This is a genomic window from Okeania sp. SIO1H4 (genome assembly GCF_010672695.1).
Lineage (GTDB): Bacteria > Cyanobacteriota > Cyanobacteriia > Cyanobacteriales > Microcoleaceae > Okeania > Okeania hirsuta.
Genome location: NZ_JAAHGB010000025.1, coordinates 66,277 through 83,065 on the forward strand (window position 1 = coordinate 66,277; position 16,789 = coordinate 83,065).

The 16,789-nt window shown below is 34.4% G+C and carries 7 protein-coding genes; all 7 read left to right on the forward strand.

Annotated features, from left to right (window positions below; translation table 11 throughout):
* The first annotated feature begins 869 nt into the window (after positions 1 to 869).
* A complete protein-coding gene (locus F6K06_RS17815; protein ID WP_124147192.1) occupies positions 870 to 1,997 on the forward strand; it encodes a calcium-binding protein in 1,128 nt (375 codons plus the stop codon).
* A 275-nt stretch (positions 1,998 to 2,272) separates the two neighbouring features.
* The gene (locus tag F6K06_RS17820; protein ID WP_124147193.1) at positions 2,273 to 9,145 is read left to right on the forward strand and encodes a tetratricopeptide repeat protein; all 6,873 of its coding nucleotides are present in this window, start codon (positions 2,273 to 2,275) and stop codon (positions 9,143 to 9,145) included.
* A gap of 22 nt (positions 9,146 to 9,167) precedes the next feature.
* A complete protein-coding gene (locus F6K06_RS17825) occupies positions 9,168 to 9,755 on the forward strand; it encodes a Uma2 family endonuclease (protein WP_287243620.1) in 588 nt (195 codons plus the stop codon).
* A gap of 652 nt (positions 9,756 to 10,407) precedes the next feature.
* On the forward strand, positions 10,408 to 13,785 hold the full coding sequence (locus tag F6K06_RS17830) for a glycosyltransferase (protein ID WP_287243621.1): 3,378 nt from the start codon (positions 10,408 to 10,410) through the stop codon (positions 13,783 to 13,785).
* 85 nt (positions 13,786 to 13,870) lie between these two features.
* Entirely contained in the window at positions 13,871 to 14,674 is an 804-nt protein-coding gene (locus F6K06_RS17835; RefSeq protein ID WP_124147196.1) for a sulfotransferase, read from the forward strand.
* Positions 14,675 to 14,689: 15 nt separating this feature from the next.
* On the forward strand, positions 14,690 to 16,252 hold the full coding sequence (locus F6K06_RS17840; RefSeq protein ID WP_124147197.1) for a class I SAM-dependent methyltransferase: 1,563 nt from the start codon (positions 14,690 to 14,692) through the stop codon (positions 16,250 to 16,252).
* Positions 16,253 to 16,505: 253 nt separating this feature from the next.
* Positions 16,506 to 16,789, forward strand: a 284-nt coding sequence (locus F6K06_RS17845) for a tetratricopeptide repeat protein (RefSeq protein ID WP_287243623.1), incomplete at its 3' end; no start/stop codon positions are given.

Here is a 16,789-nt window from a genome sequence, read left to right on the forward strand (position 1 = left end):
GTATATTTAGGGCAGTTTATCAATTTCCTAAATACCTAATATATAAGTCTTGTTGTAATTACAAAAGCATAGGTACAAGAAATATAGATATAACTAATCGCTTCTACCAAAAAGGTTCATCTTGCAACTTATAAATACTGAAGTTAAATGTTAATTGTATTTGACATTCTGCACTTCAAGGGTACTGCAAGAGATTTTCAACGAATATAGCGCTGTGCGCAGGCAACAGGCAACAGGCAACAGGGGGAATAAAAGACCGATAATACAAGGCTTTTAGCTATTGGACAGTTTTTGTAATTTGTAAATATGCCAGCGCACATTGCTATAAAGTTGATTTTATTCTTCATTCTTAAGAATAGAGTCAATAAGCTTGTGTAGTATTATAATTAATTCTGACAGTTTTAGTTTTTGTTATATAAAACTCTTAGCCAGAAATAATTTGTACTACAAAATTAAGTGCGGAATGTTACCTGTATAAGTACTGAAACAAAATAAGATGATTAAACGTCTACTTGACTAACTTAATATGTAAATAAAATAGGTCAGGTCAGGTCAGCTTAAGCAACAGAAGCAAATAAAATTTTTTGAAATTAATTTTAAACTTGTAGATACTGAAGCAAAACTAGGGCATCAAACATCTACTCTACAAACATCATAGATTAGGCTTAATCAATAACTAATGAAGATATATAAATATATTTGTGTTATTTTATTTTAAGGCACAGAATTTTGATGTCTAAATTATTGCACGAATATACTGTTATGAATTTTATGATTCGATATTTTTTGCCTAATTTATAGTTGAATCAATTTTACTGTTTGAATCCAAAAAGTCAATATTAGTTAATGAAAATCAGTAAAAAATTACTATGTCAGAAATTACTCCTAATCCAATTATTCCAGATTTCGGCGACGAGGAACCTATTATTAATCAACCACCAAGCGATCCTGCTGAAATTGGTGATGCTGTAACAGTGATAATTGATTCTCCTAACAATAGCAACAAATCGTTGTTTGGTACAAATGGCAGGGATTCGATTTTAGGTCTTGATAGAGATGATTTGATAGAAGGTAGAGGTGCCCAAGACACTATATTTGCTGGAAAAGATAATGATACTGTCTATGCAGGAAGAGATGATGATTGGGTTAGTGGAAATAGAGGAGATGATGAACTTCACGGTAACCGGGGGTCTGATACTATATTTGGCGGAAAAGATAGTGATACCGCCTATGGAGGAAAAGATGATGATTGGGTTAGTGGAGATAAAGGAGATGATTGGGTTAGTGGTAACCGAGGGTCTGATACGGTTAGAGGTGGTGATGGAAATGATACTGTATTTGGAGGTAGAGATAATGACCTAGTCAGAGGTGAGGAAGGAGACGATCTAGTTTTTGGCGATCGGGGGTTTGATAATGTCAGAGGCGGTACTGGAAATGATAGCGTCTATGGTGGTAAAGATGATGACTTAGTTGCTGGAGAAGAAGGAAACGATCTAGTTTCGGGAAACCGTGGTAATGATACGGTTAGAGGTGGAGGAGGCGATGATATGGTTTTCGGAGGTAAAGGGGACGATCTAATTGAGGGTGGTGGAGGTAATGACTTGCTAGAAGGGGGTCAAGGATCCGATATTTTCCGTTTTGAGTTTTTCGAGTCAGAGACATTTATTTCAGATGGCACTCAGGTATTTGGTTTCGATACTCTCAATAATTTTGTTCCAGGAGATTCTGGAGTAGACAGTCTCACTGACTTTACTTCAGGACAAGACAAAATACAGCTTGATGCTAATAGCTTCGACGAGTTAATTGGGCCTGGTGATACTTTCAACCCTGACGAATTTACTACTCTTGATGAATTTGCTCAAAATCAAGATGCCAACCTAGTCTACGACTCAGACCAAGGTTTAATGTACTATATTGACGCAGACAATAATGCTATACAATTCCTGCAATTAGATAGTAATCTAGATATTACTGGTGATGACTTTGAAACTATCTAGTTTTTTTTTGAGAAAAAGCTGAAACTAGCTAACCATGCTATTAAGTATCTGTGCAAAATTATTTAACACTTGATTAGTAGGGGACAGGGAATAGGGAATGGAATATGGAATAAAATATACTTTTGTGCTTGGGCAGTGGATATAAAAAAAATGGCGTTGATAAATTACAGGATGAAATTTGCAGGGGCAATCCCCCAATGATTAACCGGGGTAGGTTACAGAGCGCTACCCCAAAATTCCAAATTGTATAAACTCAAAGTTCAAAACTCATCACAATGCACTACTATTCAAATATGAGCAGCGAATCCTCAAAAGCATTGAAGTTAGCTGAAGAAAAAGCTTCAAGAGGATTGTTATATCAAAAGCAGGGAAAACTAGAAGCCGCCATATTGTTATACCAAGAAGCATTAACTTTAGTACCAGACCTCCACTACATTCAGTATAACTTGGGAATAGCTTTTCAGCATCAAGGAAATCTATCAGCAGCTTATATTCATTATCAACAAGCGATCGCTCATCATCCACAGCATATTCAAGCTTACTATAATATTGGCATTGTTTTACAACAACAAGGTTTACTAGATCGAGCAATTTCCAGTTATCAAAAAGTCATTAATTTATGCCAATTTAAGGCGGAAAATATTTTCATTCAAGTTCAAGCTTATAGTAACTGGGGTAATATTTTAGTCAAGGAAGGTAGAGCTAAGGAAGCAATCGAAATATTTCAACAAGCTATTAACTTAAAACCAGATGATGCTTATCTCTACAATAACCAAGGTCAAGCATTTTTCGAGCTTGGTAAAGTAGAAAAAGCTATTACTAATTATCGTCAAGCACTGGCACTTAAGCCTCAATTAATAGTAGCTATTCATAACCTCGGAAAAGTTTATCAACAACAAGGTTTGCACTCAGAAGCTATTGTTTATTTTCAGGAGATAATCAAGCAGTATCCAGAAAATCTTTCTGCTCATAGTAATTGTGCTTTTTCTTTTTTGGAATTAGGAAAGTTGGCAGCAGCAATACCTCATTTACAAAAGGTTATTGAGGGTAATTATTTTGTGGAAAGTTATTGTGAAAAAGCAGATTTGTTAACGGGGTTAGACGAATTAGAAAAAGCAAAAATAGCTTGTGCTAGATTTTTAGAGAAAGTCAAAATTCAAAAGTCAAAAGTCAAAAGAAAGAAGGAAGAAGTAAGAAGTAAGAAGGAAGAAGTAAGAAATAAAAAGTTAAAAGGAAGAAGTCAAAATTCTGAAATCAAAAGTCAAAATGAAGAAGGAATAAGTCAGGAGTGGATGGGGACTGAAATCTCAACAAATTATCAATATCCTGTAGACGATGAGATATTAAACTCAAAAGAAATAGATAAATCAGAACTTACGCAAATTAACCTTGAAAACGCCATATGTAGGGGCGAATGCCATTCGCCCTCACTCGATATTCAGAATTCAAAAGTCAAAAGTCAAAAGGAAGAAGTTAGAAATCAAAATTCTGAAATCAAAAGTCAAAATGAAGAAGGAATAAGTCGGGACTGGATGGGGACTCAAACTCCAACCAATTGTCAAAACCCTGTAGATAGCGAGATATTAAACCCAGAAGAAATAGATAAATTATATTTAGCAGAAGTTAGAGAAAATTTAATCTTAACTTACTCAAGTTTGGGAAATGTATTATTTGAATATGGTGAATATTCACAGGCAGAAAATTATTATCAAAAAGCATTGAAATTTCAGCCATTAAATGTTGATTTACATCTCAAATTAGGCAATAGTTTAGCTAAACAAAAACGCTTCAATACTGCTATTATTGTTTACCATTTAGGGTTGGCAGTTGAATCTTTTGAAGAAGGAAGAAGAAAGAAGGAAGAAGGAAGAAGGCATCCCCCCTTGCCCCCCTTTGAAAGGGGTGAGGAAGAAGGAATAAGGAATAAGTGGATGGGGACTCAAATTCCAACTAATTCTCAACACTCTGTAGATGGCGGGGTATTAAACCCCAGAAAAAAAGATAATTATGCTATTTCTCAAGCATTAGAAAAAGTTTTAGTACAGCGCAATAACTTTGAAGAATTCAAAAGTCAAAAGAAGTCAAAAGAAGTCAGAAGTCAGAAGTGGATAGGGAGTCAAATTTCAAATGATCGAGTTAAATGTCAAGGGTTAAACTGCAAACCTTGTCTCAAACGAATATTTAAACAACTTCAACCAATTCATTTAGGAAATGGTATTCATAGTCTTTCTAGAGAAAAAACACAAAAAATAAATATTGACTTTCCAGAAACACCAAAATTCGTCAAAGAAGTAGTAAATGGTAGAGCATGGATAGTTCCTCAGAAAAATAATTGGATGATTTGTAATGCTATTGCCATTATTAATCAAGAAAATCAATTATTAGCTGAAGTTTCCCGTGAATACCCAGGTCAGTTGCCGGGATGTGACAAATACGATATCAATAACCATCGGTTTTTTACTACGGAAGAATTACCGCCTTTAGAGGAAATAAACGGTACAGTAGCTGTTTTATCTGGGTTGTCAGGAAACGTTTATTTTCATTGGATGGTAGACATATTGCCCCGGATCGAAATATTACGACGCAATGGTATAAATTTTGAGGAAATAGATTGGTTTTTAGTTAATAGTACTAAACAACCATTTCAACAGGAAACTCTCCGGATTTTAGGAATTCCAGAAGATAAAATTATAGAAAGCGATCGCTATCCCTATATTCAAGCTAAAAAATTAATTGTTCCATCTTTTTCCAGTCATTTAGCTTGGGTAGAAAGATGGGCATTGGAATTTCACCGTCAAGTATTTTTAAACGGATCGCTCTCTACTATACTTCAAGATGGGTTTAAACGGAAAGAAAATCAGCATAATCAAGTAATTTCTTATCCTGAAAGGATTTATATTAGTCGGAATAAAGCTAAATATAGAAGAGTTATTAATGAAGAAAAAGTAATCGATATATTAAGTGAATATGGCTTCGTTACTATCGAACTAGAAACTCTTTCTGTTGTAGAGCAAGCATCATTATTTGCTAATGCCAAAGTGATAGTTTCTCCTCATGGTAGTGGATTGACAAATATTATGTTTTGTAGTCCAGAAACTACCGTAATAGAATTAGTTTCTCCTAACTATATTAAACATTATTACTGGGCGATCGCTCAACAATTAGGATTAAAGTATTACTACTTAGTAGGAGAAGAATTTACCTATTACCCAATCCGCCAAATCATGTATCCTAATTCCCTCACTGAAGATATTATAATTAACCTTAGTAAACTAGAAAAAATGCTATCGCAAGCAAGTATAATAAAAGTAAATTCCCATCCCACAGTAAAATTTCTGAACGAGGAACAAACTTCTCAGGAAAAAATTCTTCTAGAGAAGAAACTCTCTAATTCCCAAGTTGATGTATTAACCTTTTCCCAAAAAGGTGAAGAAGATAATGTAAGTCGAACTGTAGTAAGTAATCAAATGGCATCTAAAGTTAATCCAACAGAAGCGGCTACTCACTTCCATAAAAAAGCTCTATTCTATTTAGAACGAAAGAAATTAAATGAAGCTAAAGCAGCTTGCGAACAAGCTCTAAAAAATAAACCAGATTTTGCTGAAGCCTGCAAAACAATGGGTATTATTGTGCAAAAAGAAGGTCAAATAGAAGCAGCCTTTGAGTGGTATTCACGGGGTATTAATATTCAACCAAATTTTGCCGAAGCCTATGTTAATATTGGAACTTTATATGCTCGTAAACAGCAGTGGCAAGAAGCAATTGAATATTATCAAAAAGCCATTAATATTAAACCATATTTAGCCCCAGCCCACCGCAACATAGCTAAAGCGTATCATAAAATTGGAAAAGTAGTAGAAGCAGCAATTTTTCAATATAAAGCCTACTGTCTAGAACCCACAAAAATCAAAGATCAAGAATATATAAACTTAGGCAATACTCTCTTAAAACATCAGAAATTAATAGAAGCTATATCTTGTTATCGTAGCGCCATAAAATTAAATCCGAACTCAGCAGTAGCTTATCAAAATATTGCAGAAGCATTATCCCAAGCAGGTGATTTTGAAGAATCGAATACTTGTTATCGCAAAGCGATTCAATTAGGAATAATAAACCTCTCCAATGTCAATGGTAACTTAGGTAAAAAAACATCTAATTTATCTGCAAAAAATACAGCACATCAAATAAATTCAACAATAATTAACCAGGAAAAAATTGAAGAAGGAAGAAGGGAAAAGTGGATGGGGACTCAAACCCCAACCAATTTTCAACACCCTGTAGACGACGGGGTATTAAACCCAAAATCACAAGATAACATTTCTGTAGAGCGAGATAATGTAGAAGCTTATAAAAGATTAGGAAAAATGCTGCAAAATCAAGGTCAGGCAGCAGAAGCTTGGCAGTGGTATACAAAAGCGATATCTATTGCACCAAAAGATCCAGAAATTTATAGAGATTTAGGTAGTTTATACGGACAACAACAACAATGGCAAGAAGCAATCCAATGTTATCAAAGAGCAATTGAAATATGCCCAAATATGGCAGATGTCAACCGTTATTTAGCAACAGCATTAACTCATGTTGGTCAGCACGCAGAGGCCTCTAAATTTTGGGAAAAAGCTTATTCTCTAGAACCAGAAACAGCAACAGCAGAAGAACATTTGCTCTTAGGTAATACTCTGCTACAAATGAATTTAGTAGAGCAAGCAATATCATGTTATTGTCATGCTATACAAATTAATCCCAAATTAGCAGTAGCATATCAGAACTTAGGGGAAGCTTTGAAACTTCAATCTAATTCCCAACTCTCTAATCCACAAGTTGAAGAAGGAATAAGGAAGACCGAAGTTGAAAGAAAGAAAAAGTCGATGGGGACTCAAATCCCAACCAATTCCAATTTTCAACATCCTGTAGACGGCGGGGTATTAAACCCAAAATCAAAAGATAAAACTTATGTAAATAATAGCGATATAAATCATCATATCTATAGTTTTCAACCAGATATTGCGCAGAAAATTGATGGAGCAATAGATCAGGAGCGGGTCAGTAGTTCTGATATTCAGTTAGTAGGAAATACTGGTACTTTTCAATCACCATTAAAATATTTTGAACAATTTTTCAAGCAGTTATTTGATCGAGTAGCTGCTGTTTTTAATTTCCATCATCAATCATCGAAAAAATATTTACAACCATCTGAAAATATTCCCAGACTTCAGGGTACAAATAATTCCTTCCCTTTAAAACCAGAAATAGATTTTAATATCAAAGATACAACAGAAACTGCTGGTGAAAACTTATTATTTCCTGTTGAAGTAAATTTAACCAATACTGATAAAAATCAGCAAAAAAAAGCATTAATAAAAGATGCAAGTAACGAATTAGAAAAAATAGAAGAAGCGTTACCAAAAATAGATAGACCACAAATAGAAAGCAGCAATAAAATAGATACACAAATAAACGCTCAATATGTTGATGTAACAAAATCAGCGGTCGTCCTACCCGATGTTTACATTCAACGAGCTATAGCATACAACCAAGAAGGGTTATACGAACAGGCGATCGCCCAATGTCAGCAAGCTATAGCAGTACAACCAGAGATGGCCATGGCGTACAAAATATTGGGTAATGCTCAACAAAAAATAGGCAGTGCTAGTCAACGTCAGAAAGCTAAACAAAATTATCTCAAAGCTATATCCCTCGATAGTCAAGATCCTTCAATTCACGTCAACCTAGGTAGTTTGTATGCACAAGAGGAATTATGGGAAAAAGCAATACCCTGTTATCAAAAAGCGATTGCTATCAAACCAGACTTTGCCGGAGCATACCGCAACTTAGCTAAAGCATGGACTCAAGTTGGTAAACAAGCAGAAGCAGCAGACTGTTGGTATGAAGCATACACTCTAACCCCGGAAAACATCACTCCCGACCAACATCTAAATCTCGGTAATACCCTCTGTCGTCAAGGTCAATTAACTAAAGCCATATTCTGTTATCAGAAGGCGATAAAATTAAACTCAAATTATGCTGCAGCTTATCAAAATTTAGCTACAACTTTGAAGCGTCAAGGCAAGGTAAATGAGGCTGCTATTTATGCTCAAAAAGCTCGGGAAATTAGTAATATTTCAGTCAAAAAACAGGTAGAAGTGAACGGCAAGAAACCTCAACATATTAATCCTGAAGATATTTTGCAGTCATATTCAAATTCAATGGAAGAAGTCGAAAGTCAAAACTCAAAACTCAAAAGTCAAAAGTTAGAAATTGAAGAAGTCAAAAGTCAAAAGTGGATGGGAACTCAAAACCCAATCAATTTTCAACACCCTGTAGATGGCGGGGTATTAAACCCAAAATCAAAAGATAAAAAAGAGAAGGAGAAGTTGCCTCAAATTAATCAAGCAGATTTAATTAAACAAGCCGAAGCAGAATTTGTCAATAGTAAATTCTATGATGCTATCTCTACTTGTGAAGAGGCAATTTCTATAAAACCCCATGCAATAGCTTATCAAATAATGGGCAAATCTTGGGTAGAAATAAATAAACCAGACGAAGCGATCGCCGCTTACCAAAAAGCAATTGAAATTAAACCAGACTTTGGCGAAATTTATGCCAGTCTAGGAGAATTATACGCTCAACATCAACGACAAAAAGAAGCGATCGCTGCATACAAAAAAGCCATCAAACTTGCACCAGACTTAAAAGATAGTTATCGAGGTTTAGTGGAAGTCTTGCTAGACCAAGGAAAAGTTGATGAAGCTGAAGAATTATCTTACAATGCACTCATCCAACATCCCAGTTGGGCGACTGCCCAAGAGTTTTGTACTTTAGGTAGGGGTTTAATAGCAGAGAATAAAACACAGCAAGGGATAGCTTGTTTTTATCAAGCAATTGAATTAGACCCTAAATTATTAGAAGCTCACTATAGTTTAGGCAAAGCTTTAGCAGAAAAAGGAGAATGGTTAGAAGCCATCAATTATTATCAGGAAGTCATTCAATTAGAAGCGAATGAAACTGAAGAAAATTATTCTGAAAGTGAGATAAATATAGATATAGGAGAAATTTACCATCTTTTAGGAGATGCCTTACAAGAAATAGGTAAACTTGATGAGTCTGTAGCAGCTTATCAACGAGCAATTGAATTAACAGGAAATTAACTAGATTAAGGATTAATAATTTATGGAAAATAAAAACATTTATTTACCACCAATATTAGAATTAAAAATTGACTTAACAGACGAACAATTTTGGCAACTTTGTCAAGAAAATGACGACTTAAGATTTGAGAGAAGTGCCACAGGAGAACTAATTATTATGTCGCCCACTGGTAGCATTACAGGAGAACGAAATTCAGAACTAAATTTTCAACTAAGAGCTTGGAATCGTCAAAAAAATTTAGGCAAAGTTTTTGATTCTAACAGTGGTTTTAAATTGCCGAATGGTGCAGAAAGGTCTCCCGATTCTTCTTGGATAAGTAATCAACGTTGGGATACTTTAACATTAGAAGAACAAGATAAATTTGCACCATTATGCCCTGATTTTGTAGTAGAACTAATGTCTCCTAGCGATACCTTAGAAAAAACTAGAGCTAAGATGAGGGAATATATAGGAAATGGGGCAAAATTAGGTTGGTTGATTAATCGGAAAAAACGACAATTAGAGATTTATCGACCACAGCAGGATGTAGAAATATTAGAAAATTCCCAAACAGTATCAGGAGAAAATATTTTGCCAGGATTTATTCTTGATTTAACATTGATTTGGTAATAGAGAAAATCTTTAATTGCTCAATAAAAAAAATACAATATTTTTCAAATCCCTTGAATTTATTTATAGGGATTTTTTTTGATTTGTTGTCCGCTCCCTTTTCCCTTCTTCAAAAATACAATCCTTTTTAAATATCCTCAATTGATTTTATCAAAATAATTAGGTCTTAAATCCCGCCTTTTAAGGCGAAATATTTTTGGATGCTTGCTCAAATCCCCTACTTCCCCTCCTGGCTCCCCTCCTGGGAGGGGCGGGGGTGGGTTGGGTTAGGGGTGGGTTAACTTCTAACTTCTAACTTCTGACTTCTGACTTCTGACTTCGTTAATTCCTGTTCCCTGATTAATCAATTATTTCCGGATTTGACTGTGAAATTAGTCTTTTATTAGTAATAGCTAATAATATATTAAAAATAGGACAAAATTAGCCTAGTTAATTAACATCCAAAAGTGATAATTAGAGATTTATTGACCAGAGTAAGGTGTAGAAATATTAAAAAATTCCCAGATACTGATTTATTCTGAGAGTAATTTATTAAAAGATAACTTTTTGAAGATATAGGGTGCATGAAACTAGGATAATCTTCCTAATTAACAATTGAACTTACGATACAACTTAACCCACCAATAAGATATATTTAAGACCGGAGATAGAGATGATGCTAAAAACTCCCACAAAAAATTCCCTACCTACACAACAGCAAAGAATCAATTTTAAGCAGGCAAAAAACTTTTTCAGCTTAGGAAAAGTTTTAGCAAAAAAGGGTGAATGGTTTGAGGCGATCGCCGCTTATCGTAAGGCAATTGAATTAGCTCCTGACTGGAAAGAAGCAAGAAAGTATTTGGCAGATTTAGAAAATCAACTTCAGGAAAAAACAATTAATACCCAACAGCAAATAGAACCTAGCAAAAAGTTGACAATAGCTGATTATCCGTTAGAGAAAATAGCTATACAAGAGGAGCAGGAGTCAGCGATCACTACTGCTACTAATGCAGTTATAGTCAACTCTAATTTGGCAGATGACTATCACGTTAATGGCGATAATTTAGTAGAAAAAGGAGAAAAAGAAGAGGCCATAAAGGCTTATATAAAAGCCATTGAAATTAATCCTGAATTGTGGGAAGTACATCATAAATTAGGTAATTTATTGCAGGAAAGAGAAGAGTTAGAAAAAGCAGTTAATGCTTATAATAAATCTATAGAATTAAAGTCAGATTTTTCTTGGTCTTATAATAATTTGGGGGATGTATTAGTTAAGTTAGAAAAGTGGGAAGAAGCGGTTAGTGCTTATCGTCAGGCTGTTGAGTTGAATCCTGATTTTGCTTGGGGTTATTATAAGTTGGGGGATGTATTAGTTAAGTTAGAAAAGTGGGAAGAAGCGGTTAATGTATATCGTAAATTTATGCAAATTCAACCTGACTTTTCCCCAAAAGTGGAAGAAAAATTAAATCAGTCATTGCATCAGCAAGTTAAAGGAAAATTAGAAGAAGCATTGAGTTATTATCGACAAGCTATTGAGAACGATCCAATGGATGTTGAGAGTTATCAAAAAGCTTTAGAAATTAAGCCTGATGATGCACAGTTGTATTTAGGGTTGGGAAATGCTTTGATAGCTAAGGCAAAGGTTTATTATAATCGTGCGATAGAACTAGACCATAGTTTACATGAAGTTAATAAAAAAAAGTTATCTATTTATTATAAACAGACAAATCAACAATCCTTAACCCAGGCAGAAAACTATGATCGCGCTATTAGTATTAAAGCAGATCATCCGGAATTTTATATTGGTTTAGGAAATACCTATGCTTGGCACAGTCGATTAGATAAAGCAATAGCTTTTTATCGCATGGCTCTTCTACTTAAATCTGATTATCAAGAAGCACAAGTACAACTAAAGCTTTTATTAAACAGAAAAGAAAGACTGAATCAGGCATTTCAAAAATTTTTCACAGATTCAGCACTTTATGCTTTGTGGCTGAAAGAAAATTCACCGAAACCGTCGGACATTGTAAGAATGCCTGATGTCATAGAAAGCTTAGAATACAAGCCAATAATTAGTATTATTGTACCAATTTTTAATCCCCCAGAAGAACTGCTACGGGAGATGATTCAGTCAGTACAAGATCAGATATATCCATACTGGGAATTATGCCTTGCTGATGATGCTTCTTCTATGCCTCATGTGAGAAAAATATTGGAGGAATATTCTGCTCAAGACGAAAGAATAAAAGCAATTTTTAGAGAAAAAAATGGTCATATTTCTGCTGCTTCAAATTCTGCTTTATCAATTGCCACAGGAGATTTTATTGCTTTATTAGATCATGATGATTTGCTAACACCAGATGCTCTATATGAAGTAGCTATACTGCTAAATCAAAACCCTGATGCAGATATGATTTACAGTGATGAAGATTTTTTGAATGAACAAGGGCAAAGGTCTAGTCCGTTTTTCAAACCAGACTGGTCTCCAGACACATTTTTATCAAGAATGTATAGCTGTCACTTAGGAGTTTATCGTCGTAGTCTAGTAAATGAAATAAATGGATTTAGATTAGGTTATGAAGGTAGTCAAGATTATGATTTAGTTCTTAGATTAACTGAGAAAACTGACAAAATTTTTCACATCCCTAAAATACTATATCACTGGCGAATTCATGCAGCTTCTTCTGCTAGTGGTACTGATGCTAAACCCTATGCTTATCAAGCAGCCGTAAAAGTCTTGTCAGAAGCTATTAAGCGTCGTGGAGAAAATGGCAAAATAATTATGAATGAGGAGTTTTTAGGATATTATACAGTCAGGTATGAAATCAAAGAATACAAGCTTGTAAGCATAATTATTCCTACTAGAAATTTAGGCAATATTTTGAATCAGTGTCTCCACTCTATCTTTGAGAAAAGTACATATCCTAACTATGAAGTTATTTTAATTGATAATGGTAGTGATGAACAAGAAACTAAAGAGATTATTGCTTACTGGAAAAATAGAGAACCAAAGCGCTTTAAGTGTTATGAACTTGATATTCCATTTAACTATGCAAAGATTAATAACTATGCTGTAACCAAGGCAAATGGTGATTATTTACTACTTTTAAATAATGATACAGAAGTTAAAACACCAGATTGGATAGAAGCAATGGTAGAGCAAGTACAAAGACCAACAATTGGTGCTGTTGGTGCAAAGTTACTATACCCAGATGATACTATCCAACATTCTGGTGTAGTCGTGGGAATTGGTGATGTGGCAGGCCATGGTCACAAAGGTTCTCCTGACAATACTCCAGGGTATTTTTGTCAGCTAATTACTGTCAATAATTACTCAGCAGTAACAGGAGCTTGTCTAATGTGCAGGCGAGAAGTATATGAGGAAGTTGGTGGACTTGATGAAGAGCTAGTAGTGGCTTATAACGACGTTGATTTGTGTCTGAAAATTCAACAAAAAGGCTATCGTAATATTAACTTACCTCATGTTGTTTTATACCATTACGAGTCCAAGAGTCGTGGATATGAAGACACTCCAGAAAAAAAAGCTCGATATCAGCGAGAGGCAAAAATTATGCAGCAGAGGTGGGGAAAAGTTATTGCACACGATCCTTGTTACAGTCCTAATCTAAGTCAAAAGCGAGAAGATTACTTTATTAAACTAAAGACTTACATTGAGATATCACCCATTTCTTTGCCAAAACATCATCCTGAAGCACTTCTAGGATATAGTATAGATTCACCAACACCCGGAAAACATTTTGACTTAGGTGCAATTTTAATTAGGGGTTGGGTAATTGGTAAAAACTCTCCAGCTCAAACAATTAAGATAGTCTGCAATAGTAATATTCTCAGTGAAATTCCTGTGAATCAGAACAGACCTGACGTTGCCAATGTTTATCAAGTACCTGGAGCTGAAAACAGTGGTTTTGAAACCGAATTAAGATACGTTGAAATACCAGATGAAGGAGAAATTTTTATAAAAACTGTTCTTCAAGATGGAAGTATTTTTTTGCTCGGAAAAATAAAATTTCACCAGTATATGATAAAGTAGGTAGTCAAAATTTAAGTATTGTATTTTTTTTAAGCCGATAGATAACTAATTTTACTTGGCTATTCGATATCAGGAGAAACGAAGAATGGATAATGTTACAGATAAAAGTTCGATAGCTGCCATTATATGTGGTTATGAAAGAGGTGGAACTACTCTAATTTCAGAAATACTTAGGCAATACCCTAATCTATATAGCGGTTTTGAATGTGGTCTTTTGTTGGCAGAAAAGATGCCAGAGTTTTTATCACTTGAACCCTACAACTCCATGACTAAACTAAGTTGGAGAATTAAAGATGATGAATTAGAGTATGTTTGCCAGGCAAATACTTGGTTAGATGCTTATAAAAGATTGAAGGAAAAAACTAGACTGATTACTAAGCAAGAAGGTGCTTTGATATTCGATAAAACGCCCAAGTATATGCAAAAATTATCTCAGGTCTTGGCAAAAGTTCCAGACGTACCATGTATAGTAATTGTCCGAGACCCTAGAGCTGTTTTATGGTCTTGGGCTAAAAGATCGGGGCTAGGGGTACAAAAGTGGGTCAAGGAGCATCTTGATTCGCATTGCGAAAGATATTTATCTTATGCAAATGGTTGGAAGGAGGCAGTGGAAAATGGTTTAGGTGACCAAATTCTCCTGATTCAATATGAGTCACTTTGTATTAATCCAGTAGATAATGCTAGAAAAATTTTTGAATTTATAGGACTAGAATTTGACAACTCTTATTTGCATTTTCAAGAAGAAAGTAAGAAATTTGATAATGTCTACAATGACACTGTTTCTAGTTCTTATATTAATGAATATAAAGATAAGTTTTCCCAAGAAACCTGTACCCAAATACTTGACAAAACAGCAGAGTTTCAAGATTGGTTTTTTAACATAAATTAAGGAAGATTTTTAACTATGAAGTGGTTTTTTGCACTGAATGAAGCAGGTCCTAAATTTGCAGACATTAGCAAAATGGTGAAAGTTGCTGTTCTGACTGCTAGACAGAACACTTCACTGGAAGCTTTTTGTATATATGATGGTCAAGAAAACAACGAACTAACAAGATGGTTAGAAAAAAATGGTGTGAAATTAATTTTTCATAGAACACCTCATTATGAAGTATTTAAAAAGAATATGGCTGAAAGAAGCTTTAAGATGGCTTGTGGAGCTTATTTGAGAGTAGAAATACCGAAAATAATGGAGATTAATAGTATTGCTGACGATTATGTATTATATACAGATTGCGATGTCATGTTTGTAGGTGATGTAGTTGAATATTTGAGCAGTATAAAGTGCGAATACTTGGCAGCAGCGCTAGAAAATCCTACTAAATTGGATTTCTTGAATTCGGGAGTGCTTTATATGAATGTCAAAAAACAGCAAGAAGTTTACGAAGATTTTAATCAATTTATCAAAGATAATAATGGTATTTTTTCTTCTTTCGATCAAGGAGCATACAATCAGTTTTTCTCTAAAAAATGGGAGAGATTAGATAGTATGATGAATTGGCGTTCTTATTGGAAGCTAAATACTAATGCTAAAATTATACACTTTCATGGTCCTAAACCCACTCAAGTTCAAGCAATTAAAGAAAAAACTATTCCAGAGCATCAACTTCCGCTAGCTAATCAGTTTTTTTGGCAAAATACGAAAGTTTGGGAAAACAAATACGAGCAGAGAGAAGAACCTGAGAGCTTAAATTTTTCTGATCAAAACTCAAATCATGAACAGGACACAAAGCTAAATAATAAGCATAAACATAGTAAGATGCAAGAAATTGAACAGAAACTTGAAACCTCTTCAGATCCCACACAAAATCCAGATTTTTTAAAATCTTTGTTTGAGTTAAACTCTGTAATTGCAGAAACAAATACTCCTCTTGAAGGTAATATTTGTTATTTGAATGGCTGGACGAGTGATATGTTTCAAAATACTCCTCCATGTAATGCACCTCATTTAGTGCTGAAGAGAAAAAACTTAGTTGCAGCTACAGCAAACAGGAGAAGAATGCTTGAAATAGGTTTTAACGGAGGTCATAGCGCATTAATTACCCTATATCACAATCCATTTATTGAGCTGCATTGTGTTGATATTTGTCGTCATAGTTACACGGAGTTAGCAGCAAAATTTTTACAAAAGAAGTATCCTAACCGCTTCTATTTTTATAAAGGAGACTCACGAGATGTTTTGCCGATGATCGCCGTCAAGAATAGATATATTAAATTTGATGTTCTTCATGTAGATGGTGGTCATGGTGGAAATATTTGTAGAACAGATATCAGTAACAGTATACGTTTGGCTGCTAATAATAGTATTTTAATTCTTGATGACACGGGTGCTAAACATATCTTAAATATTTATTGGGAGTATGTGCGTTTTGGTTATTTATTACCAATAAAAAAATTTGCCAACGACCCCATAGAAGCACACCGCATTGCTCAAGTAATATTAAAACCTGAAGAAATTTCAACTTTTTAGTTCCTTTTGTTATTATTATTGATTGATTGCTAACTACTATAAAATTGACATTAATTAGTCGAGCGAGATAATTTTACCAAATGAAGTAATCCTGAATATAGGTAGTCTATTAGACATCTCCAATAATAAAAACAGGAAATCAATTATCATACAGAAATCATCAATTATTTTCCCCTGCTCCCTAATCCCTCTTTTCTGGAGATGTCTATTGATTATTAAGCTCTATTTCCTGGTTTAACATTTCAAGTTGTCTATGTACAAAACAAAAACCTATTCTCAGCAATTTCAGTGGAAAAAAGAGGTTGAGTATTATCGCAAAATTACCGAAGTTGAAAAAGATAACTGGGAAGCATACCATTATTTGGGACAAGCACTATTAAAATTGGAACAGTGGCCAGAATGTGTAACTGCTTACCAAAACGCCCTCAAACTCAACCCCAACCTCCCAGGAATACATCAAAAAATCGGGGATGCTCTACAACAACAAGCAAAAGCAGAAAAAACTAATCTGCTTAACTATTACAAACAGAAAATTCA